Genomic DNA, 21,715 nt, shown 5'->3' on the forward strand with positions numbered 1-21,715 from the left:
CATTCTCCCGTGCAACGGTGCCTGCGACTAGGGGCCAGGCGGGGGCTCCGATCAACTTTCGCGGAGCCCAGCCTCCGCCACTGTCCTCACGGCCAGCGTGTACCTTCGTGGCGAACCCGGTATTCAATCTATCGCTGCCCGGTATGCAGTGTGCGGCCTGCTGTGACGACCACACATCTCGTCGGGCGAACTCAGTGACGAGATCACATAATGCCACGCTTAGATCTGCCCTAGTCTTCGAGTAATTCATTTCAAAGAAGTTCCGCTGGATTCAGAGCAAAGGCGCCTGTTATGCATGATGAAACACCCGAAACGTTCGAGCAGCTGTGGGTAGACGCGGTGAAAGCGCACGGCGACAGCACGTTTCTGGTGTTTTCTGAGCCGGACGCCTCCGTGTCCTGGACGTATCTCGAGTTTGACCGACTCGTCGCTCAGACGGCGCACCAAATGACTGACTGGGGGCTCTCCCCCGGAGATGCTGTGCATTTGGCCCTCAAAAATTCTCCCGCCTTCGTGCTCATCTGGCTGGCCGCAGCCCGACTCGGTGCGTGGATTGTGCCCGCCGACCCGGCAGCCACGGCGAGGGACATCGCCGCACAAATTCGCCGGGCACGCCCGACGCTCGGGTTCTATGCCGGGAGTCGAGAAGACGTCTACCGCACCGGCGCCGCAGGACAGCTGCATCGTGCAGTTGCGCTCACCGAGTCCGTTGCTGATGCCCGTCCGGGATCGGCGCTTCTGTCCACAGACGGTGATATCCCCGCATCAAACAGTTTGGAACCGTCCCGGGTCTTACCGAGGGACCGGTTGGCTGTAATGTTCACGTCGGGAACGACATCGGAGCCCAAGGGCGTGATGCTCACCCAGCAGAACTACTTCCGGCTGGCGCACTCGATGGCCGACATTATCGGACTTCGGCCGGAGCATCGCTGGTTGGTCACGCTGCCGATGTTCCACGCAAACGCACAGTTCTACTGCTTTAGTTCCGCCATCGCCACCGGTGCCAGCGTCGCTCTCACGTCGGCGTTCTCCGCTTCCGGCTGGTTCACTCAGGCGGCAGAGTTGAAAGCCACGCACGCGAGTCTCTTCGCCGCTCCGATCCGAATGATCCTCGCGCGCCGCCGTGAGGATGCACCGCCAGTGCGACTCGAGCACGTCTGGTTTGCACAGAGTCTCGGTGAGGACCACTACCGTGAATTCGCTGAGTACGTCGGCTGTCAGCCCCGGCAGATCTACGGCATGACGGAAACGACGGCGATTGTTACGGGAGACTTCGGCGTGAAACCGCGACCTGACGTTATCGGAACGCCGATTCCCGGTCGCTGTCTTGAATTGCGGGACCCCGCCACTGGCCAACCGGTCGCTCAGGGGGCACCGGGAGTGATGACCGTGCAGGGTGAACCTGGCGTCGACCTGTTCGAGGGATATCTTGACGATCCCACGACAACTGCTCGCTCGTTCTCCGTCCGAGACGGACAGACCTGGTTCAGCACCGGTGATCTTGCCCGCGCCGATGCCGATGGCACCTTGCGATTCGTGGGCCGTATCGACGACGTGATCAAAGTCGCGGGAGAGAACGTCAGCCTCACCGAAATTGAGGCCGTCGTTTCTCAAGCACCGGGTGTGCTCGAAGCGGCAGTGCTCGCGGTGCCCGATCCGCTGCGCGATCAGGTGCCGGTGGCCTACGTGGTCGCACGCGACCCGAAGTTCCCCCCGGTCCCGCAACAGTTGGCCGCGTGGGCAGAGCTTAACCTGCCCCCGCATAGCCGCCCCCGAGAGTGGACCATCATCGATGAACTCCCCCGCACCAGCGTGGGTAAGATCCGCCGCTTCCAGCTGAAGGCTGCACCGTCGACCGACACGAAGGCACCGGTATGAGCGCCGATACGGGGCGCGACGTCGGTCGCCTCGACGTCGATCTCCTGGAATGCCTCGCAGCAGGTTCCACCACTGCGCAGCTGCGCGATTTCGGCCGAACCGAGACAAACCCCCAGAACAAGAGACTAATCGCTGCAGCCGTGAGCGTCCGTAGCCGAATCGACGAACTGGAAGACCGCGAGCGGGCCCTGGTTCGACTGGGTGAGACGGTGCGCGATATCGCCGGACTGGACGGTGTTGACGGCGTGTTGCAGTCCATCGTTTCACGCAGTCGTCGACTACTGATGGCCGATGTGGCCTACTTCCTCAGTTACGACGAGGCAACGCAGATTGCGTCGATGCATGTGTCTGAGGGAATTATCAGCGAGGCGTTCAGTTGTCTCCGAGTCGAGCCCGGCGAAGGGATCTCGGGCTATATCGCCACGACGCGACGACCCAGTTGGTCCTCGAACTATCTCACTGACGAAAGATACATTCACACCACCACCATTGATACCGCCACCAGCGAAGAGGGGCTTCGAGCTATTGTCGGGGTACCCGTTCTGTGGGCCGGCCGGGTCGTCGGGCTGCTCCTCGCCGGAGACCGCCGCGCGCATGCCTATCGACCGCAGGATGTCGAGCTACTGTTTTCTCTCGCACAACATGCCGGAGTACTCATCGAGAATGCCACCGTTCATGCCCAAGACCAGAAAGCGCTTGGGCAACTCGAAGTCGCACTGCACGCGCTCGAGGCTGATGAGCGCACATCGCAGGCAATTCTCGAACTTCAAGATCGCCTCGTTGCGTTGCTCATGAACCGCGGTTCTCTCGAAGACCTCGCTTCAATGACGCAGTCCGCCGTCGGCGGAACGATCGTAATATGCGATGAAGGGCGACGCGAGCTTGCTCGTGCCGGTGATGACGAGCGAACTTCGACCGACGAGGGGTGGAATGCTCAGCCGCTGACGTCGTCCACGGCAACTCTGGGCTTTATGCTGCACGTCGCGACCAAAAGCGACCACGATGATCTCGAGGAGATCCAGGGCAGGCAGATACTGGTGCGGGCGGTATCCGTGGGAGCCCTCATGCTCGAGTCGTTGCAGGCCAGCTTGCACAGTTCACGTGAAGTGGCTGCAGACCTCATCAATGAACTGATGAGCAACCCACTCAGCGATCGCGCCACTTTGCTGCGCGGATCGGTGCCGATCGGCATCGACACTCTCAGCGTCGTTTTGCTGGCACGGCCTGCAGATATCTCCCGCCGATACGACCTGTTTCGTGCGGCCCACCGGCTGGCCGAACAACGGCACGGTTTGTCGTGTGAGTTTGAGGCGGACGTGTTGCTCTGGTTACCGGGGGGAAACCCGAATCAAACCGCCCGGGAGGCCGCGACTTCGCTCTCATCTACGGTGAGTGATGCCGTCACGGTGGGGGCCAGCCGAATGACGGTAACTTCCCGGACTCTCGGCAAGGCCGTGGCTGAGGCCAAGAACACAGTTAGCGCCCTCGTTGCCCTCGGGCGCGTCGGTCAGGGAACTGATAGCTCGGGCGTCGCCCCGTTTCCCACTATTCTCGCCAATTCCTCAAATGAGGAAATCGACCAGTTCATCAGAGATGTACTCGGACAGCTGATCGACTATGACAAGGAGCAGCACACCGCGCTATTGCCCACATTGGCAGCGGTGTACCTCAACTCAGCCAACGTTGTTGCAGCAGCCGAGTCGCTGTACCTGCACGCAAACACAGTTCATCAGAGGCTGGCCCGGATCGATCAGATCACCGAAGTCAGCTGGCGCGACACCGACGTTGCGTTGCAACGCCAACTCGCGCTGCGAATCAACGCCCTACGGACTCAGAACTGACACCCTGGCTCCATCTCTATCAGCTTTCAGCTTTCACGGTTTCGAATCATCGTCGCCAGGTGTTCCGTGGCACGTTCACCGGCTACCAATTGGGGCGCGTCCCCACACAGGAAAGAGCACGAGCATGAGCCTTGCAGACCAATTCGGCACCGATATTCTCTTGACCGGTTGGGGACATTCCCGCTTCGGCAAGCGCACCGACGAAACACTCGAGTCGCTGATCGTCGGGGTGGCCACAGACGCCATCGAGAACGCCGGCATTGACGCCAAGGACATCGACGAGATTTACCTGGGACAATTCAACGCCGGAATGGTGCCGTTGGCGTTCCCGTCCTCGCTCGTGCTTCAGGTCTCGCCGCGCCTCGCCAACGTGCCGGCCACGAGGGTTGAGAATGCTTGTGCATCCGGCTCAGCGGCGTTCCAGCAAGGGGTGAAGGCCCTGCTCGCCGGCACCGCGAACACCGTGCTCGTGGTCGGAGCCGAGAAGATGACTGCAGCAGGAGCCGATACGGTCGGCGCGGCGCTGCTCGGGGCTGACTACGAGATGGCCGGCAAGCTCTCCCGAACTGGTTTCGCCGGACTCTTCGCCACGGTTGCCGATGCGTATGCGGAGCGTTACGGCGACGTCGGCGACTCGATGGGCACAATCGCCGCGAAGAACCATCACAACGGGATGTCGAACCCGTATGCCCACCTGCACAAAGATCTGAGTGAAGAGTTCTGCCAGACCGTCTCGGAGCAAAACCCGATCGTTGCCGGCCAGCTGCGCCGAAGCGACTGCTCACCGGTTTCAGACGGGGCAGCGGCCGTGGTGATCAGCACCAGCGATATTCGCTCTCGTGATGCGGCGACGCCAGGCGTGCGGTTGACCGGATTCGGCCACGCGAACGATTTTCTGCCGAGCGCAAAACGTGACCCGATCGCCTTCGCCGGCAGTACGGCCGCGTGGCAACGAGCGCTGGCGATGGCCGGATGCGGCCTCAAGGACTTGTCGTTCGCCGAGGTTCACGATTGCTTCACCATCGCGGAACTGATCCTCTACGAAGCCCTCGGCTTCACGGAGCGCGGCGACGGGCGACGGGCATTGGACGACGGGACCGTCTATCGTGACGGCAAACTGCCGGTGAACGTGTCGGGCGGCCTCAAATCGAAAGGACACCCCGTCGGGGCAACCGGCGTTTCCCAACACGTGATCGCGGCTATGCAACTCACCGGCACCGCAGGAAGAATGCAGCTGCCCAATGCTCGCCGAGCGGCCCTGCACAACATGGGCGGGCTTGCGGTCGCAAACTATGCCAGTGTGCTTGAAGCGCTGTAGACGGGCGATGGCCGGCCTGTGAACGCGGCGCCACTTGCCTGGTGTTCACACCTGCCGGCTAGATTTTGTGTTGGTGATTCTCGGCCTGGTCGATGGCCCAGGCGGCGTTGACCAAACCGACATGACTGAACGCTTGGGGAAAATTCCCCAGTTGTTCGCCGGTATCGGAGTCGATCTCCTCGGCGAGCAGGCCGACATCGTTGACGTGACTCACGGCTCTCTCAAATATCACGCGGGCTTCCTCGGTGCGGCCGCCGGTGGCGAGCACCTGAGCGAGCCAAAATGTGCACAGCAGGAAGGTGCCCTCGTTACCCGTCAAGCCGTCGACGCCACTGTCAGTCTGATACCGATACACCAGCCCACGGGCATCCGTGAGCCGATCCATGATGGCGTCCGCAGTGGCGAGCACGCGTGGATCGGAAGCCGGCAGGAACCCCACGATCGATAGCATCAGTGCCGCCGCATCCAGGTCGGGCGAATCAAAGGCCTGGGTGAACGCACCTGCCTCGTCGTTCCAACCCTTCTCAAGAATGGTTGCTCGGATCTGGGCAGCCATCGCTGACCACTCGGCGACACGGTCGACGGCGTGCAGCTGGTCGGCCATGGCGATTGCCCGGTCGAGGGCCACCCAGCACATAAGTTTCGAGTACAGGAAGTGGCGCGGGGCGCCGCGCACTTCCCAGATGCCGTTGTCCGGCTGCTGCCATTGGCCTGCAGCTGCATCGGCAAGGGCGATCAGGAAGATGCGTGTGGCCGGTTCGATCTCGCCAAGCTGCTCACGCAGCCGGAACGCCGCGTCGAGGAGCTCGCCGTACACATCGAGTTGCGGTTGGTCCCACGCGCCGTTTCCGACTCGCACGGGGCTGCTGCCCCGCCATCCGGACAGTTGCGGGAGAAGGCGTTCCGACAAATCATGTTCGCCGCCGATGCCGAACATGATCTGCAGATGTCGGTCGGGGTTGGAATGCGCGGCGGCGGCCGTCATAAAGCCGAAGAATTCGTGGGCTTCGTCGGGGCACGCAGCAACCCAGAGTGCCTTCATGGTGAAGCTGGCATCGCGCACCCAGGAATACCGGTAGTCCCAATTGCGCTCACCGCCGATTTGCTCGGGCAAGGACGTCGTGGCGGCGGCCACGATCGCGCCGGTGGGCTGGTAGCTCAGCGCCTGGAGCACCCGTCCGGAATGATGAACCAACTCCCGCCACGGCCCGTCGTAGCTCTGGTGAATGTTCGACCATTCCTGCCACCTGGCGATCGTGGCGGCTAGAGCGGCCTCGATCGCCTCCTGGCTGTAGGCACCGGGAAGTGGCTCGCCGAGGCGTGTGCGTTGCAGGGCGAAGTACTGCTGTTGTCCTGCCTCGAGCGTGAACTGCATCCTAATCTCTCCGTCGCGCCTGATCGCCGGTGCCGGAAGCGATACGGTGAGGCGGCCAGAACCGCCCGTGGCGACGATACCGGAATCGATTTCAGCGAGAACCGGAACGACCAGCCCGTATTCGGGACGAGGCCGGCAGACCATCTCGATGGTGACCGGACCGCTGGTGCAGGAAATACCGCGCAGCAGGGTGTGCGGGGCATTCTCGCCGAGACGGTGTGGATCGCTAGAATCCCCGAGTTCCAGCGCGTCGAGCAGTTCGAAGGTACCCTCATCGGACTGGCAGATGGTCTGCAGCGCCATGCTCCCTTCCACATACGACCGGGTCGACGTGGTTGGCGTGGGGGCTCGGAACGACCAGTGCCCGGCATCGTCGTCCAGGATGGATGCAAACACGGATTCGCTGTCGAACCGAGGAAAGCACAGCCAGGAGATCGAACCATCCCGGGTTACCAGGGCGGCGGAGTGCCGATCTGATAGCAGCGCATGGTCAGCAATCGGAAGGTTACTCATTCGCGGCCCTCGATCGGGCCAGGACGGTGCGGTGGTAACTGGCGGTGATCATGCTGTTCTCCTCGGGTGGTGGCAGGACGGCGGCTCCGGCTATGCGGTGACCTGTACCTCTTTCCAGAATGTGACGAAGTTGCTGTAGTCGCGGCCGACTCGTTCGAAGGAAGCGGGGTAGGGATCGGGATAGCTGAACGCGCGATCCTGAAGAATGGTGTCGCCGTCTTTCACGTTGAAGTATTGGCATTCGCCTTTCCACGCGCAGGTGTACGGCGTTGTGCTGGCGACCAAAAGCTCAGAATTGACGCTGTCGGGCGGAAAGTACCAGTTGCCTTCAATCTTGACCAGTTCATCCTGTGGTGCTTCGGCGATCACGACGCCGTTGAGTACTGCCTTCATGGGGTTGGACCTTTCGTTGGGGGGACATCCAGTGACCTCTACGAGCGTAGAGGGCTACTATCGGAAATTCTGTGACTTGGCATACACAAGCGGGTTCGCGTGCCAGCCGTCAGTGGAGCAGATCGCCGTCGTGCGTCAATACGTTTCGCTCGCCCGCCGTGACGGCGATTTGCAACCGATTTTGTGTCGGCGGGATGGGGCAACTGAAGTTGTAGCTGAAGGCGCAGGGCGGCAGGTAGGCAAAATTGAAATCCACGACGAGAGTGCCTGAGTCGCTGGGCGCCACACGAAGGAACCGGCCAACGCTGTAGCTCGTCTCTCCGGAGGTGGCATCGGTAAAGACGAGCAGCCAGCTCGGACCATCTTCGTACACCACAGGCGCGAATGTCTGACCGTCGAGGGTGAAGCTGATCTGGCGCGATCGGGCCTTCTCGCTGGTCTTTCCCTCTTCCTTGAGATGAGCGATGCTGACTTCACTCGTGTCGGCATCCGGTATGAATTGTGCCTCTACGACCCACTCAGGGTTGTACCGGAATGCATCGATCGAACCGAAATTACGGATGCCCTCCGAGTCGGCATTCCACACCCGCAGGGCATAGTCGCCCTCCTCGCTGGCAATGACGGTTCCGGTGACGGTCTCGCTGAACCGGATGCGGGACGGGGACACCGCGTCCAGACCCGCCACGACCACATCGCCGTCAACAAGTACACCGTCCACGAGTATTCCGTCGGACGCGGAGGCGCTCAACAATAATCCGGACACCCCCATCGGTAGTGGCGACCACAGTCCAGAAGCTCCCCAGATGGGCTGACTCACTCCAACGTCACCGGTGATCCATTGGGTGTTCATGAGCGCCAGGTTTCCTTGCGGCGCCACAACGACCTGCGCGCGCTGACGCCGCGCTGCGTTGACGAGCGCCTCGGGCCCGGAGTCATCGCGGGTCGGCCCGGAGGTATCGATTTCGTTGTCGATGCGGTGCGTCATGATTTTGTCCCAACACGGTTTCAGCCCAAAACGGGTCGTGAGCAATAACCACCCGACGCTCGGTTTTATTGCACGTCACGATTATCGCGCCGAACATGGATGCGCGGTCGTTGGTCGAATGACCCTCAGCGCCCGTGCGTCTCGCAGCCGTCCGAGTTGGTGGAGCGGGTATCGATTTGTGGTCAGTGTTCTCGCGAGTGTCGATACGCAGCGATACTGTAGTCCTCTTTCAGAATTTGCATGTGGAGCCAGGTCGATAGGGACGTGACCCACGGCTCGCGACGAAGTACTTCGACAAAGTCGTTCGCTTCACGCAACGTACTGAAAACTGCTGTGGCGATGATGCCAAAATCCCCGGTCGTAGCCGTCATGAATTCCACGCCGAGCCGGCTCAATGCGTTCAGACCGATGCTGGAACCGCCCGTGTGCCGTATGCCCAAACCGAGTGCGAGCGTGTGCGCACGGCCAAACTCCCGCCGCGGCACTGCGACGACACGAATGATCTCACCGTCCATGAGGCGTGTCATCCGGTGACGCACGGAACTTTCGGGAAGACCGAGGGCCGCGGCGAGCACCCGAACGGGAGCTCGGCCGTCTCGTTCGAGCGTCTCCACCAACCGCATGTCAGTCTCGTCGAGCGCGTATTCCTCCTCAGCCTGGAGCGTGGGTGCGTAGACATTGTGGGAGATCGCTTGATAATGGTGCACCTGGATTGAGAGCACCTCAGGATGTTCGCGAATCGCTGCGAGCAACTCGACGAGCTCCGTGTCAACGCGACACCGCACCTGAACGCACAACCCGGCGTCTCCGGTTGTTGTAGAGACATACGTCGTCAGTGACGACCCAATCATTTCTTCGTAGAGCAAGGTCGGGTCTCCCCGGAACGAAACGTGCAGGTGACCCTCAACTCGAAATCCAAACATGCGTGGATTAGCGCTCGCGGTGAATCGCAGTTGTCCACGGTCAACGACCGACTTCACGATTTCAGAAACACGATTGCGGGTGAGCCCAAGTTCCTCGGCGATGGACGAGTACGACGCACGCCCGTCCCGGCGCAGGCAATCGATGACGCGATCCTCTTCAATGGATGGCCCGTAGCTGTTTGGCATTGTCACTTCGTCTCAAGATCTGGTCCATCGAATACTGCCACATGGAAGCGCAAATTCGCATTAGAGCGAGTGGATATTGGGAATATGCACACACTTTTCCGCTTTTCAGATACTCTTTTTCATAATTACCGCCGTTTCGGCGTAAACAGCATCAACAATGAAGTTGAGCGTTGCTCAGGGCAGAACCTGGGCCTCGTGCCACAAACTGATGGGGAATCGTGAAGGTTATTATTATCGGCGCTGGGCTCGCGGGCCTCACCGCCGCATGGAAACTGCGCCAACTCGGACATGATCCGGTTGTTCTCGAAGCCCGCAACCGGGTCGGTGGGCGCACATGGTCAGAAACGCTCGCCAATGGCCAGGTCACCGAGCGCGGCGGTGAGTACGTATTCCCGACCGAATTCGCGATTCGTCGCTTGTCAGCGCAGCTTGAGGTACCGATCCTCACCCACAACGTTCGCTACGCACGAAGAACGGTGAACGGTTCGCACTTGAGTCTCAGCGAGCTCAATGCAGTCGGTGCACGACTGCGCACCACACTGAACCGGATGCTCGCAGACGGTATGGACCGGATCTCGGTTGACGAGGTGTTCCGGGTGACCATTGGCGTGGAATTTCCTAGCCACCCGGCATATCGGCGAATTGCGACGTCGTTGGCTGGCGATCCTGAATTCATCAGCGCCGAGGCCGCACTGCTGCATGAGTCTTCGGCCGACGGAGGCTATGTCGAGGACGGGGGGCGATTCCTGATGGGCAACCAGTCGCTCGCCATTGAACTCGCTCGTTTGCTTGGCACGGCCATACGGTTGGAGTCCCCCATCGCCGCTGTCGATCAGTCTCGCTCGGGCGTTCAGGTGACCCTCCGCGATGGCAGCCATGTCGATGGCGAGGCGGCAATACTCGCCGTCCCGCTTCCCATTTTGCGCGGGCTCGATCTCGGTTTCGTACTTCCCGCTCCGCAGCGCGCAGCGCTCGAACACCGTTCGATGGGCACGGCCGCAAAGCTGGGTGTTCCACTGCTGGCTGTCGACGGTGACGTCGCACTTCAGAATGCGGATCATGCATGGTGGTCGTGGCGTTCCCTATCGGTCGACGGCGAGAATCGCGTTCCGGCACTGTCGTGCTTCGCCGGCGGATCCCGCACGCTGGCCGCACTCGAGACCGCGAGCGGGCCCCAACGTTGGGTTGCCGAGCTGAAACGGATGCGCCCAGACCTGGTTATCGACGGAGACGTGCTCTTTACCGACTGGACGCACGACGAATGGACGATGGGGTCATACTCGGCACCCTCCCTCGATTGGAGGCCGGAGGACACCTCCGCCTTCGACTCTGCTGCCGGGCTCGTAGCGATAGCCGGCGAGCACACCGGTCTCCAGCAGTCCCTCAACGGTGCGGTCGTGTCCGGCTTTCGAGCGGCGAAAGCCATCTCGGCGCTAGCCTGAAAATCAACGGAACACATCAGGAACAACACAGTGGAAACCACAGACGTGATCGTCATCGGCGCCGGATTCGCCGGCCTTGTCGCCGCGCGCGAACTCGGCCGCTCCGGACACAAAGTGATCGTGCTCGAGGCGCGCGCCCGAGTGGGCGGTCGTACCTGGACCGAGCAGGCTCTTGGTCATGACCTCGAGCTCGGTGGCACCTGGGTGCACTGGGTGCAACCCCACGTCTGGGCAGAAATGACCCGGTACGGCCGACAAACTGTTCGCAGCCCGATCGCTGAGGAGGCCTACTGGCTCGGCGCCGGTGCTGCACCACGGAAGGGCTCGCTGGCGGATTTTTCGGCTCTCATCCACGACGGGCAACAACAAATAGTTGCGGATGCGCTCTCGGCAATTCCGCAAGCGATAGCTCCAACCGTCGGCAGAATCACTGACCTGGACGAGCAGTCGCTTCAGCAGCGCATAGACGATCTGCACCTCGACGATGAGGCCCGTTCCGCGAATGAGTCGGTGTGGGTCGGGCACGTCAACGCCCCATTGCACGAAGTAGGACTGTCTAGTGCACTGCGTTGGGCGAGCGCGACGGGCGGCCATTGGCCTCTGATGCACGAAGCCTCGGCAACCTATCGCGTCGTGGGAGGTATGTCCGCCTTCAGCGCTGCCATCGCCGCCGATGTGGTCGGCGATATCCGCCTCAACTCGACGGTCACCGCCATCGACCACAGCGAGAATAGGGCCACCGTCACTCTCTTCGACGGTCAAAAGTTGCGGGCGCAGCGCGTGATCATGACTCTGCCCATCAACGCCATCGACACGATCACGGTGACACCGTCCCTACCCGAGGTGTGGCGGCGCGCCAATGAAGAGCGCGTGGCCTCCCAGGGAATCAAGGTATGGATAAAGGTTCGCGGGCGCCTGCCGCGTTTCTTTGCTTACGCTTCTCAGCACCACCCGATCTCGGTACTCAAAAGCGAGTTCATCGAGGATGATCATTCGATCCTCGTCGGCTTTGGCCCGGATCACACAGCCATCGATGTGACCAGTATCGAACAGGTTCAGGCTGCCGTCGGAGTGTGGCGTGACGACCTGGAAGTGATCGGCGTTGCTGCACATGATTGGATGAAGGATCCCCTGTCGAAGAATACGTGGATGACCCACCGACCGGGGCAGTTGACGCGCGATCTCTCGCGCTTGCAGCTGGCGGATGGCGTGCTGCACTTTGCCGGCTGCGATACCGCTGATCTGTGGGGCGGGTTCATCGACGGCGCCGTCGAGAGCGGGCTGCGCGAGGCCCGCCTGGTGTCGAACGCGCTGACACGATAATGCTGCCAGGTCCCTCTCGGGCCCTGGCAGCATCGACTGTGACTATGTCTTTCCGATAGTCAGCGAAGCGCTAGGTGAGCGATACGCCTTCTTCGCCGGTGTCTTCGAGGAGTACGCCGGAATCGACATTCCACCTCATAACGGCACGAGTGCCGGGCTCGCGCACCCCGGCAGAGTGCGCCTCACGAACGGTGCCAGTGCTGCCATCCGGCAGTTGTACCTCACATCGCCACGCTGAGCCAAGATAGTTCGCATCCAACACAGTTACCGGCAGCGTGTTCACGTCTGAGGACTCTGACTCGGTACCTTCCGCACAGAGAGTGATGTTCTCTGGACGAATAAGAATCGCCAGAGACGTCGAATTCTTCTCACCGGGAACACGGATTGCATGTCCGGAAACATCCAAAGTAGATGTGCCGCCAACCGTATTGACCAGCGAGCCGGACAGGACAGTGGATTCCCCGAGAAACCGTCCCACGAAGAGTGTCTCCGGTCGTTGATAGAGCTCAGCCGGACTGCCGACCTGCTCGATCCGACCATTATTGAATACCGCAATCCGGTCGGAAAGCGACAGCGCCTCCTCCTGGTCGTGTGTCACGTACACGAAGGTTGATCCCACCTCGCGATGGATTCGCTTGATCTCTTTCTGCAGCCATTCGCGCAATTTCTTGTCGAGCGCGCCGAGCGGCTCATCCATGAGCAACACCCGAGGCTTGTAGACGAGTGCGCGCGCGAGCGCCACGCGCTGTTGCTGACCGCCCGAAAGTTCCGCCGGATAGCGATCGCCGAATTCGCCCATGCGCACCATGTCGAGGGCGCCGGCGATCATCGTCTTTTGTTCGGCCTTCGCGATCTTGCGCCGATCCAAGGGATACGCGATGTTTTCGGCCACGGTTTTGTGCGGGAACAGGGCATAGTTCTGAAACACCATGCCGATGTCGCGTTTGTGTGCGGGCAGTTTGGCAACGGGCTTGCCATAGATGTGGAGTAAACCTTCTGTGGCGGACACGAAACCGGCGATCATGTTCAGAGTCGTGGTTTTGCCCGACCCGGACGGGCCGAGAAAAGTCATGAATTCGCCCGGTTCGATAACGAGATTGATGGCGTCGACAACCGCCTTCTTGCCGTAGCGTTTTGTGACATCGCGGAGGCTGATTCCCGCGTCGTTGATCACACTGATGATCTCAGTATTCAGGTGCAACTGGCGAAGTTCTCGTTCGTTTTGATCCAGTGCGGACGGGCTGGTTTCCGGTCTCATGCCGAAACTCGCTTTCTCTTTCGGGTAGCAAATTGTGCGGTGAGCATAACCAGTACAGAAGTCAACATCGCAATGACGGCAACGGCGGCAACGGTTGGGTCACTCGCTTGCGTCACACTGTTGTAGATCTTCACTGGCAGCGTCTGTAACTGCGGACTCTGAATAAAGAGCGACAGAATGATTTCGTCAAAGGACGTGACGAAGGCGAAAAGAGCTCCCGCCGTGACCCCGGGCATGATCAGCGGGAGCGTGATGCTGAAGAATGTGCGTAGCCGTCCAGCCCCCAGAGTTGCCGAGGCTTGCTCCAATCGCGGGTCCACGCCCTGCAGCGAGGCTGTCACGTTAATAATGACGAGGGGCAGGGCCACGACGGTGTGCGCCAGCACAAATCCCGGCAGTGTGCCGAGCAGGTTGAACCGCAGGAAGAGCGAGTAGAGCCCAATTGCGATAACAATGCCCGGGACGATCAGCGGTGTGAGGAAGTAGCTCTCTAGCAAGGCCTTTCCGCGGAATTTGACTTTGGACAGCCCGATCGCCGCCATGATCCCCAGCGATGTTGCGACGACCATGGTGACGAGCGCGACCTGCAGCGATGAGCCCAGGGCTCGCAACCACGAAGGGTCAGTGAAGAAGTTCTCGTACCACTGCAGGGAGAACCCTTTGGGTGGAAAGTTGAACGACGCCGCCGAGTTGAACGACATAGGAATGATGACCAGGGTCGGTAGCAACAACCAGAGAACGATGAGAACTGCCAAGGCACCCAGTGCGCGCTTAAGCGTCATTTCACCCGCCCCGCAAACAGACTCGTACCCTTGGACAAACGGCCCACGAGCGCAAGCACCACGATGGTTGTGGTGAGCATGAAGATACCGAGCGCCGTTCCGTGGCCCCACATTAGGAAACCACTGATCTGCTGGTACATAAGTGCAGACATCATGATTTCCTTTGACGAGCCCAGCAGTGCGGGGATGATGTAGAAGCCCAATCCCAGAATGAAGACCGTGACCGAACCGGCAAAAATCCCTGGTCGGGACAGCGGCAAATAGACCGTGAAGAATGCCGTAACTGGTCTTGCGCCCAGATTTGCCGCCGCGGGTAGAAGTCGCTTGTCGATTTTCGCCAGTGCTGAGTAGATCGGCAGGACCATGAACGGCAATAGCACTTGGGACATACCAAGAGCGACGCCGAAGGTGCTCCGAATCAACGGCAGCGGGCCGATTCCGAACAACGATTCGAGAAGCCCATTGATCGGTCCGGTGTCCTGCAAAAGAACCAACCACGCGAGTGTGCGCACGAGGATGCTCGTCCACAACGGCAGCATGATGAACAGCTGCAACATGTTGCGAGTGCGATCACTCACGATCGTCATCAAATATGCGTAGGGGTACGCAATAAGCAGGCAGACGATCGTGACGAGGAAGGAAGTTCCGAATGTGCGCAGTGCCACCACCATGTTGGTGGGGGTGGTGAACAGCCACACATAGTTCTGGATTCCCAGCGTCGGATCCGTGATGCTTCGGACGAAGACATCGATGAGCGGCGCGAGAAAGAAGAACGAGACGATGACGAAGGCGGGTATCAGGAGCAGAAACGGGCGCCAGTTCTTGGGCTCTCGACCCTGTTTCGTCGTCCCGCCGTCGTCAGTGGAGCGGTTGCCCCGATCGCGAGTAGAAGCTATATCAGCCATGCGGGTTAGCTACCGGTAACCCAGCCGGCCCATGCCGCCGACAGAGCGTCGTAGTTTTCCACCCAGAAGTCAATGTTCGGGGCGTGCCCGGTCTTGAGGTGTTCCGTGGTGAGCCACGTCTCCAACGTGGCGTCAACCTTTGGCTTTGCGTCGACGTTGACCGGCCCGTACGAGGTCAGCTCTGTCATGCGTGCCTGCTGTTCGGCGCCGAGGTAGAAGTTCACCGCGGCGAAAGCTGCCTGCGGATCCTTCACTCCCTTGGGAATGGCCGTCGAATCGACCATGATCATCCACTCATCCCACATGGGGGCGATCGGTGCTCCAGCTGCCGCCGCACCGTATCCGCGGCCAGACCAAACCAGCCCCATGACGGCCTCGCCCGATTCGAGCTGCTGCTGCGCTTGTGCGCCGGAAGTCCAGCCGATCACGTCGTCGCCGAGGGCACGGTACTTGTCGAAGGCGGTATCGATATCGGAGACGTTCACATTATTGATATCTTTGCCCTCGGCCGCCAGGGCGAACTCAACTGTCTGAGGATCAACGTACGGAGATTGACTGACCGTGCGCTTGCCCGGGAATTTATCGGTATCGAAGAAGTCAGCGGCACTGGTCGGTGGGTTGTCACCGAACGCATCAGTGTTGTAGGCCACGACGAGGCCGTAGAGAATATTCGGCACCATGCACTTGTCAGTGATCGTTCCCTCAGGAACCTTCGAAATGTCTACCTGAGAGTAGTCATACTCTTCGTACAACGTTCCGCAGCCACGGGCCGTATCGAACTGTGTCGCGTTGGTAATGTCCCAGGTGACGTTTCCGCTGTCGACCATTGCCTTGAGCTTGCCGGCGTCGAATGCGTCCTGCAAGAAAGTCGCGCCCGAGATTTTCGCGAACGGATCCCACGCCGCGTCTCGTTGACCGTCCTGAAAAATCCCGCCGGAGGCAGCATAGGTCAGCGTCACGCCGTCAAAGACTCCCTCGGCAACCACGCCCGCTACCGGGGTGCCCAGGTCGCGATCGGGCGCGGGGGCAGCTTCATTTCCCCCGGCGCAGCCAGCCATGAGCAGGGTGGCTACTCCGCCCAAAGCGATTACACACAGCTGCCGCTTCAGTTTCTGATTTCGCATGGTGATCCTTCTTCCTTCACGCCGTTGTGAACCCCCGAGGCCAGAACACGCAAACCTGCTGCACTGCACTCTCCAGGAATCGGTAGCCTCAACGTAGCAACTTCGATCCGGAAGTGCGACTAATTCTTCAAATTTCAGCGAATATCACGCGAAAATTTGATTGATTCGCGGTGGGCTTCGCGCAAATTGGCAATTCGTTACGCATCCGTGACGAAATACGCGCTAGTCCGATGCGCTCCCACGCAACGCCAGCCACAGTTCGGCCGACACGTCAGGGTCGTCAAGATCTACTTCCATGAGCTTGGTCGCGATACCGATGCGATGCCGCACAGAATTGCGGTGCAGGCCGAGTTCACGCGCCACGGCCTCCCACTGACCGCGATGCCGAAGATAGCTTTTCACCGTGACCACTAGATCGGCCCGGTGGTAGTCAACGAGCGCTGTCACCCATCCCGCGGCTGACGAACCCGAAAGGTTTGGGATGGTGGAGAGACGACCAACGGGAGCGATCCGGCAGGCTCGGCGCAGATCTTGCACGCTGCCCGGCAGGTCGCGAAGTAGCATCGGTCGGCTGAGCACCCCCGCATAGTCGGCGCCACGAAGCGGAGCCGCGGTTTGCCCGAATGAGCTCGGAGTCACCGGCGATTCAAGTACAAGGTAGGTGAGGCCGTCGGTGGTGCATCGCAGTCGCGAGCGACGAATGCTCTCGCGAAGTCGATTCTCGCCCGTGGCGATCACCATGGAACCGAGCTGTTCCGAGAGTTCGGCAGTCGACAGCGCGACGGCATCGTCCCCTCGAATCGCGAGCAGCTGCACCCGTTCCGCCAGTGGTCCCCCGGCCAGATCCACCACGACGAGCCGGGCTGCATCCGCAAAGCCGTTCACGAGCAGGGTGGCAGCGGTGCTGCTCATAATTGAGTTTGCGCGAGTGAGCTGCCATTCACGCTGTGCAGTTAGTGCCAGCACCATGCAGCCGGTGAGAACGAGCTGTCGCTCGGCAGCGCGCAATGGGCGCCCGGCGCAGACTGCCAAAAAACCGGCGGTGCGTGAGCCATCGATGATGGAGTATTCCAGAACGTCTTCTCCGAGCATGGCGAAGCTTGCAGCCGAGCGGGTCCCCGCCAGATTGAATCGCTGCGTTTCCAGTCTGAGCTGAGGGAGGATGTGGCGGTGCGTGGGTGGCCAGCAGGTTTCATCCGACAGGTCTGCTGGCAGGTAGACAGCCCACCCGGCCAGAGCCGTCCCGAGTACCTTCACGACCGCAGCCACCGCTTCCGGCCGAGTCGCCGCTTGGGCGAGGGATGTTTGCAGACTCAGACTGGCCGCCAAGTCGGCGCGGGCCGTTTTGCCGACCAAGTCCCAGTAGGCCCGAGCCACCTGCATAAAGGGGGTCCCGTCCGGCACGATGAGCAGCTGGATCTCGGCGGCAACGCAGGCGCGCTGAAGTTCCACCGGCACCGAATCTGTGCCGGCACCGAGCCCCAGTCCGAGCGCGGCAACACCGTGCAGGGCTAGCCGATCGACGTAGGCCCGAATAATGGCTTCGCGGTTGGTTCCAGTTTTCCCGCCCAGAGGTATCCCGGTGGTGAGCAGCAATTCACCGCCCTCCAGATACGGGGTGGGATCGTCCAATTCGGAGATATGCACACCGGTGAGTTGAACCTTTGCGACACCCGCGTGACCCACCGGGTGCAGGCCGGCCCCCAGTCTTTCGCAGAGCTCGATCAGACCGATCACGCGCACCCCATCCACTCTCATTGAATTGGATATTCAATCTAGAAATGCTCCAAATGGGATAATACATCCAATGTGAGGGGCGGGGTCGCGTTGCTAACTTGAGGCCATGACACTGGCGTCCCTTACACAATCTCGGCTGCTAACCACGGCCATCCCCGGCCCTCGCTCGATTGCGCTGCACGCAGAGCGCGAAAAGCAGGTCACAAGTGGTTTTGGCGTTGCCCTTCCCATCTTCATCGACCGCGCTGAGGGCGCAATCCTGGAGGATGTCGACGGAAACCGAATTATCGATTTCGCTTCAGGCATTGCGGTAACTAGCGTTGGCGCGAGCAACCCCAAGGTGCAGGCTCACGTCAGTGAACAGCTGGCCAGGTTCACCCACACCTGTTTCATGGTGACCGAATACGACTCTTTCACCGCTGTCTGCCGCTGGCTCAATGAACATACTCCCGGCGATTTCGAGAAGCGCACAGCGCTGTTCTCAACCGGTGCTGAAGCCATCGAGAATGCCGTGAAGGTTGCCCGTTCGGCGACCGGACGGCAGCGCGTGCTCGTATTCGACGACGCCTACCACGGCCGTTCGCTTCTCACCATGGCGATGACGGCGAAAGAGAACCCCTACAAGCTCAATTTTGGTCCCTTTCCCGCTGAGGTAATTCGCGCGCCATTTGCTGCCCCCTTGCGCTGGCCGACCGGCGCCCACAATGCCACCGCCGACGCGCTGGCAGCGCTCGAGCGTATTCTCGAGGAGAACGGGCCGGAAACTTTTGCGGCGATGGTCGTTGAGCCTATTCAAGGTGAAGGCGGGTTCATCGTTCCCTCCCCCGGATTTCTTCCCGGCCTGCGCGACATTGCAACAAAATACGGCATCGTATTGGTGCTCGATGAGATCCAGGCCGGCATGGGCCGGACCGGGGCACTTTTCGCGAGCAACGATGAGAATATCGCCGGCGACATCACGGTTACGGCAAAGGCCCTCGCGGGCGGATTGCCCCTGAGCGCTATCACCGGGCGAATCGAGTTGATGAACGCTGTGCATGCCGGCGGTCTCGGCGGCACCTATGCGGGCAACCCGCTCGCCTGTGCCGCCGCTCTCGGTGTTTTCGAGGCATTCGAAGACGGCAGCCTGATCGAAAACGCTCTGCGTATCGAGACGACAGCCCGCGGCATCCTGGAGCCGTTGCGTTCCACGACAGGCATCGTGGCCGACGTGCGCGGTCGGGGGGCCATGCTTGCCGTCGAATTCGCCGATGCCGGAACGCTGGTGCCACGAGCCGATCTCGCCAAAGCGATCGCTGATCTCTGTCACCGCAGTGGCCTTCTCGTATTGGTCTGCGGCACATTCTCGAACGTGCTTCGCCTTCTCCCGCCGCTGGTGATTGACCAGGACCTGCTTGAGGATGGTTTGATACTTCTTCGAGACGTAATTTCGCAAGTCAGCGAAGCGGTCGACATCGAACAGCTCGAAACCGTGGCGACGTGATCGCCTCGGCTTCGACCACGGACGTGAGTCACAACCCGCGCACCGCCGAGAGCGTCGGTGGTGTTCAGCACACGACACCGACCGCCGTCGAGGCGATTCTGCAGGCCGCACAATTCGCGGCGGCGGAGCTGGCCGCATCGTCGCCGTTCGATCGACAGCGCTGGCTGAATGCTGTCGCTGCGACGCTACTTTGCCATAGTGACGAGCTCGCACTACTGGCCGATGAGGAGACTGCGCTGGGTCTCCCGCGTCTCCGCGGAGAAATCGCTGGGGCGGCCAAAAGCGCCCAATTTTACGCCAGCGTGGCCGTCGACGGCCATTATCTGAATGCCAGCACTGAAATCGTGAACGACACTACAACTCTCGCTCGCTGGAACGTTCCGATTGGCCCCATCGCCATTTTCGGCGCCAGCAACTTTCCATTTGGCTTCGGCGTTTGTGGGCACGACGTGGCCTCTGCCCTTGCGGCCGGCTGCCCCGTAGTTGTGAAGGCTCACCCGGCCCATCCGCGGCTGAGCGTTCGTATGGCGCAGCTAACCCGTGACGCCCTGGACTCAGCCGGGGCGCCCGCAGGCGTTTACGACCTGGTCGTCGGTTTCGAGGCCGGGTTGCAGCTCGTTGACTCGCCTGTGATTATGGCCGTCGCGTTCACAGGCAGTCAGGGCGGAGGAATGGCCCTGCGCGATCGCGCCGCTGCACGGGGCGTACCGGTATTTGCTGAAATGGGCACGGTCAACCCTGTTTTCGTGACCGCCACGGCGATTACCGCGTTCAATCCCACCGAGACCATCGCTGCCGGATTTGTCGAATCGTTCACCATGGGTGCTGGCCAATTCTGCACGAAACCGGGCCTGATCTTTGCCCCCGCTGGTTCTGGCATGTTCGCCGCGATCACGGACATTGTGGCTCAGGTCGCGCCCGCACCTCTGCTTACGGCGGGTATCGCTGCCAGCTTCGATGCCGGTGTCGCGGAGCTCGCTCACGCGACGGGCTCGCTCGCTCACGCGACGGGCTCGCTCGCTCACGCGACGGGCTCGCCCGCTCCCGCCGAGGCACGTCGCGACAGTCTCAGCGCCGCCAGGGTGTTCGCCGTCACCCTCGATGACCTGCAGCCGGGCTCACGCCTTCTCGAAGAATGCTTTGGACCCGTCGCGCTGGTCTGCGAATATACCGACTCGGCAGCGGCCGTGAATGCTTTGGGTCGCCTTCAAAACTCACTCGCGGCATCCGTCTTCACCGGCGGCCCGTGCGACGTTGAGGCGAATGAGGTGGTTTCTCAGCTGCTCACCAAGGTCGGTCGTGTGGCCGTCAACGCTTGGCCCACCGGTGTTGCCAACACGTGGTCCCAGCAGCATGGTGGTCCGTGGCCGGCGACATCACGTCCCGACGCTACGAGTGTCGGTGCCGGCGCGTTGTCCCGGTTCGTTCGCCCCGTTGCCATTCAGAATGCCGCCCCGGCTATGCTGCCCGGCGCACTCGCACCGGAGAATCCGTGGAGCATGCCCCGCCGGGTCAACGGCATTTTGACCGTCCCCACCTCTTAGTCTCCGCCGTCTGCGCGAGCAGCGAGACCGCCAATCTGACAACGTCAGCGGTGAAACGAGGCGAAAGGCTGGCTTCTGCGACCCGACCCACTAGGGATGCGAAGACTAGCGCAGCACAGACCGGGAGGCCACAGGCACTCAGGAATCGCTTATGCCCGTGCGGTAGTCTTCGAAGATTGCCGTGAACAGCCCCGTCCTGGGCTGAAGGCGTAAACGGAGGTGACATGGGGCTGGGGCATGCAATCCGACGGGTGGTTTCGCCCGTTTCGCTGTCGCCATTTGTCTCCGTGCTAGCTCTCGCAGCGTTGCTGTTTGCGGTCTTCGCCCTGCACTCCGAGGCAACCGGGCGTGACCTGCACACGCTCGTCCCCGCTGGGTCCACGGTAGCCGGTCAACAGACGGACCTGGGTGTGGCTGCTGTCGCAGATGCCCCCGTCGTCGCCGCAATCTCTTCCGGCAGCCGCAACGGACCGCTCGACTGCGCGCTCCTTGCCATAGCGTGCGTTCTGCTGCTCACCCTCGTTGCGCGCGTCTATTTGACCCGGCTACCGGCCAGGTATCGGCGCCTGCTCGATGCCGGTGGCGGCCCCGTTCGCCTGTGGCAGACCCACGCCATACCGATCCACCGGCCCAGCCTCACTCTTCTCTCCATCAGTCGCGTTTAGACCGGGGCAGTTTCGAGGCCAGTACCTGGCTTGGGAGCGA

General features: G+C 61.1%; 17 protein-coding genes. 8 read left to right on the forward strand and 9 right to left on the reverse strand.

All coding sequences use genetic code 11. The features are described 5' to 3' along the window. Positions 1 to 291: 291 nt before the first annotated feature. The 3 genes from QMK22_RS03155 (at position 292) to QMK22_RS03165 (ending at position 5,037) form a co-directional block, all read left to right on the forward strand. A complete protein-coding gene (locus QMK22_RS03155; protein ID WP_283496181.1) occupies positions 292 to 1,878 on the forward strand; it encodes a class I adenylate-forming enzyme family protein in 1,587 nt (528 codons plus the stop codon). Next, complete coding sequence (locus tag QMK22_RS03160; RefSeq protein WP_283496182.1) at positions 1,875 to 3,719, forward strand: helix-turn-helix domain-containing protein; 1,845 nt, start codon at positions 1,875 to 1,877, stop codon at positions 3,717 to 3,719. The genes QMK22_RS03155 and QMK22_RS03160 overlap by 4 nt, the downstream gene beginning before the upstream one ends. Positions 3,720 to 3,843: 124 nt before the next feature. After that, positions 3,844 to 5,037 carry an acetyl-CoA acetyltransferase gene (locus QMK22_RS03165; RefSeq protein WP_283496183.1) on the forward strand — a complete coding sequence of 398 codons (1,194 nt, stop codon included), beginning with the start codon at positions 3,844 to 3,846 and terminating at the stop codon, positions 5,035 to 5,037. Positions 5,038 to 5,095: 58 nt separating this feature from the next. Here the strand turns inward: QMK22_RS03165 and QMK22_RS03170 are convergent, their stop codons facing one another. The 4 genes from QMK22_RS03170 to QMK22_RS03185 form a co-directional block, all read right to left on the reverse strand. Further along, positions 5,096 to 6,925: a glycoside hydrolase family 15 protein gene (locus QMK22_RS03170; RefSeq protein ID WP_283496184.1), complete on the reverse strand. Its 1,830-nt coding sequence runs from the start codon at positions 6,923 to 6,925 to the stop codon at positions 5,096 to 5,098. Positions 6,926 to 7,015: 90 nt separating this feature from the next. Then, a complete protein-coding gene (locus tag QMK22_RS03175) occupies positions 7,016 to 7,318 on the reverse strand; it encodes a DUF427 domain-containing protein (RefSeq protein ID WP_283496185.1) in 303 nt (100 codons plus the stop codon). A 109-nt stretch (positions 7,319 to 7,427) separates the two neighbouring features. Continuing rightward, complete coding sequence (locus QMK22_RS03180) at positions 7,428 to 8,303, reverse strand: DUF1684 domain-containing protein (RefSeq protein WP_283496186.1); 876 nt, start codon at positions 8,301 to 8,303, stop codon at positions 7,428 to 7,430. A 182-nt stretch (positions 8,304 to 8,485) separates the two neighbouring features. Next, positions 8,486 to 9,412 carry an Lrp/AsnC family transcriptional regulator gene (locus QMK22_RS03185; RefSeq protein ID WP_283496187.1) on the reverse strand — a complete coding sequence of 309 codons (927 nt, stop codon included), beginning with the start codon at positions 9,410 to 9,412 and terminating at the stop codon, positions 8,486 to 8,488. 218 nt (positions 9,413 to 9,630) lie between these two features. Here QMK22_RS03185 and QMK22_RS03190 point away from each other — a divergent pair, with 218 nt between their 5' ends. Next, the gene (locus QMK22_RS03190) at positions 9,631 to 10,854 is read left to right on the forward strand and encodes a flavin monoamine oxidase family protein (protein WP_283496188.1); all 1,224 of its coding nucleotides are present in this window, start codon (positions 9,631 to 9,633) and stop codon (positions 10,852 to 10,854) included. Positions 10,855 to 10,884: 30 nt separating this feature from the next. Further along, positions 10,885 to 12,177 (forward strand): flavin monoamine oxidase family protein, encoded by a 1,293-nt coding sequence (locus QMK22_RS03195; RefSeq protein ID WP_283496189.1) that lies wholly within the window; start codon positions 10,885 to 10,887, stop codon positions 12,175 to 12,177. A gap of 70 nt (positions 12,178 to 12,247) precedes the next feature. On the opposite strand, the gene QMK22_RS03200 is transcribed toward QMK22_RS03195, so the two are convergent. From QMK22_RS03200 to QMK22_RS03220, 5 genes are all read right to left on the reverse strand, one after another. Continuing rightward, on the reverse strand, positions 12,248 to 13,435 hold the full coding sequence (locus tag QMK22_RS03200; protein ID WP_283496190.1) for an ABC transporter ATP-binding protein: 1,188 nt from the start codon (positions 13,433 to 13,435) through the stop codon (positions 12,248 to 12,250). Further along, a complete protein-coding gene (locus tag QMK22_RS03205) occupies positions 13,432 to 14,217 on the reverse strand; it encodes an ABC transporter permease (protein ID WP_283496191.1) in 786 nt (261 codons plus the stop codon). The genes QMK22_RS03200 and QMK22_RS03205 overlap by 4 nt, the downstream gene beginning before the upstream one ends. After that, entirely contained in the window at positions 14,214 to 15,122 is a 909-nt protein-coding gene (locus tag QMK22_RS03210; protein WP_283496192.1) for an ABC transporter permease, read from the reverse strand. The genes QMK22_RS03205 and QMK22_RS03210 overlap by 4 nt, the downstream gene beginning before the upstream one ends. A 5-nt stretch (positions 15,123 to 15,127) precedes the next feature. After that, positions 15,128 to 16,246 carry an extracellular solute-binding protein gene (locus QMK22_RS03215; protein ID WP_283496193.1) on the reverse strand — a complete coding sequence of 373 codons (1,119 nt, stop codon included), beginning with the start codon at positions 16,244 to 16,246 and terminating at the stop codon, positions 15,128 to 15,130. Between the two features lie 222 nt (positions 16,247 to 16,468). Beyond that, positions 16,469 to 18,004, reverse strand: a complete 1,536-nt coding sequence (locus QMK22_RS03220; RefSeq protein WP_283496194.1) for a PucR family transcriptional regulator — start codon at positions 18,002 to 18,004, stop codon at positions 16,469 to 16,471. An 85-nt stretch (positions 18,005 to 18,089) separates the two neighbouring features. Here QMK22_RS03220 and QMK22_RS03225 point away from each other — a divergent pair, with 85 nt between their 5' ends. From QMK22_RS03225 to QMK22_RS03235, 3 genes are all read left to right on the forward strand, one after another. Further along, positions 18,090 to 19,466, forward strand: coding sequence for an aminotransferase class III-fold pyridoxal phosphate-dependent enzyme (locus tag QMK22_RS03225; protein WP_283496195.1), 1,377 nt, complete (start codon positions 18,090 to 18,092; stop codon positions 19,464 to 19,466). Then, positions 19,463 to 21,010: an aldehyde dehydrogenase family protein gene (locus QMK22_RS03230; RefSeq protein ID WP_283496196.1), complete on the forward strand. Its 1,548-nt coding sequence runs from the start codon at positions 19,463 to 19,465 to the stop codon at positions 21,008 to 21,010. Before QMK22_RS03225 ends, QMK22_RS03230 begins: the two co-directional genes overlap by 4 nt. Before the next feature lie 287 nt (positions 21,011 to 21,297). Further along, positions 21,298 to 21,675: a hypothetical protein gene (locus tag QMK22_RS03235; protein WP_283496197.1), complete on the forward strand. Its 378-nt coding sequence runs from the start codon at positions 21,298 to 21,300 to the stop codon at positions 21,673 to 21,675. Positions 21,676 to 21,715: the final 40 nt, after the last annotated feature.

Origin of the sequence: Cryobacterium sp. PH29-G1 (genome assembly GCF_030063365.1) — a bacterium.
GTDB lineage: Bacteria > Actinomycetota > Actinomycetes > Actinomycetales > Microbacteriaceae > Cryobacterium.

What these genes read in the sequence shown, in the direction of transcription:
- QMK22_RS03205 (WP_283496191.1), bottom strand. Translation starts at nt 14,217, where the DNA reads ATGACGCTTAAGCGCGCACTGGGTGCCTTGGCAGTTCTCATCGTTCTC.
- QMK22_RS03155 (WP_283496181.1), top strand. Translation starts at nt 292, where the DNA reads ATGCATGATGAAACACCCGAAACGTTCGAGCAGCTGTGGGTAGACGCG.
- QMK22_RS03165 (WP_283496183.1), top strand. Translation starts at nt 3,844, where the DNA reads ATGAGCCTTGCAGACCAATTCGGCACCGATATTCTCTTGACCGGTTGG.
- QMK22_RS03160 (WP_283496182.1), top strand. Translation starts at nt 1,875, where the DNA reads ATGAGCGCCGATACGGGGCGCGACGTCGGTCGCCTCGACGTCGATCTC.
- QMK22_RS03215 (WP_283496193.1), bottom strand. Translation starts at nt 16,246, where the DNA reads ATGCGAAATCAGAAACTGAAGCGGCAGCTGTGTGTAATCGCTTTGGGC.
- QMK22_RS03170 (WP_283496184.1), bottom strand. Translation starts at nt 6,925, where the DNA reads ATGAGTAACCTTCCGATTGCTGACCATGCGCTGCTATCAGATCGGCAC.
- QMK22_RS03225 (WP_283496195.1), top strand. Translation starts at nt 18,090, where the DNA reads ATGACACTGGCGTCCCTTACACAATCTCGGCTGCTAACCACGGCCATC.
- QMK22_RS03180 (WP_283496186.1), bottom strand. Translation starts at nt 8,303, where the DNA reads ATGACGCACCGCATCGACAACGAAATCGATACCTCCGGGCCGACCCGC.
- QMK22_RS03210 (WP_283496192.1), bottom strand. Translation starts at nt 15,122, where the DNA reads ATGGCTGATATAGCTTCTACTCGCGATCGGGGCAACCGCTCCACTGAC.
- QMK22_RS03200 (WP_283496190.1), bottom strand. Translation starts at nt 13,435, where the DNA reads ATGAGACCGGAAACCAGCCCGTCCGCACTGGATCAAAACGAACGAGAA.
- QMK22_RS03220 (WP_283496194.1), bottom strand. Translation starts at nt 18,004, where the DNA reads ATGAGAGTGGATGGGGTGCGCGTGATCGGTCTGATCGAGCTCTGCGAA.
- QMK22_RS03185 (WP_283496187.1), bottom strand. Translation starts at nt 9,412, where the DNA reads ATGCCAAACAGCTACGGGCCATCCATTGAAGAGGATCGCGTCATCGAT.
- QMK22_RS03175 (WP_283496185.1), bottom strand. Translation starts at nt 7,318, where the DNA reads ATGAAGGCAGTACTCAACGGCGTCGTGATCGCCGAAGCACCACAGGAT.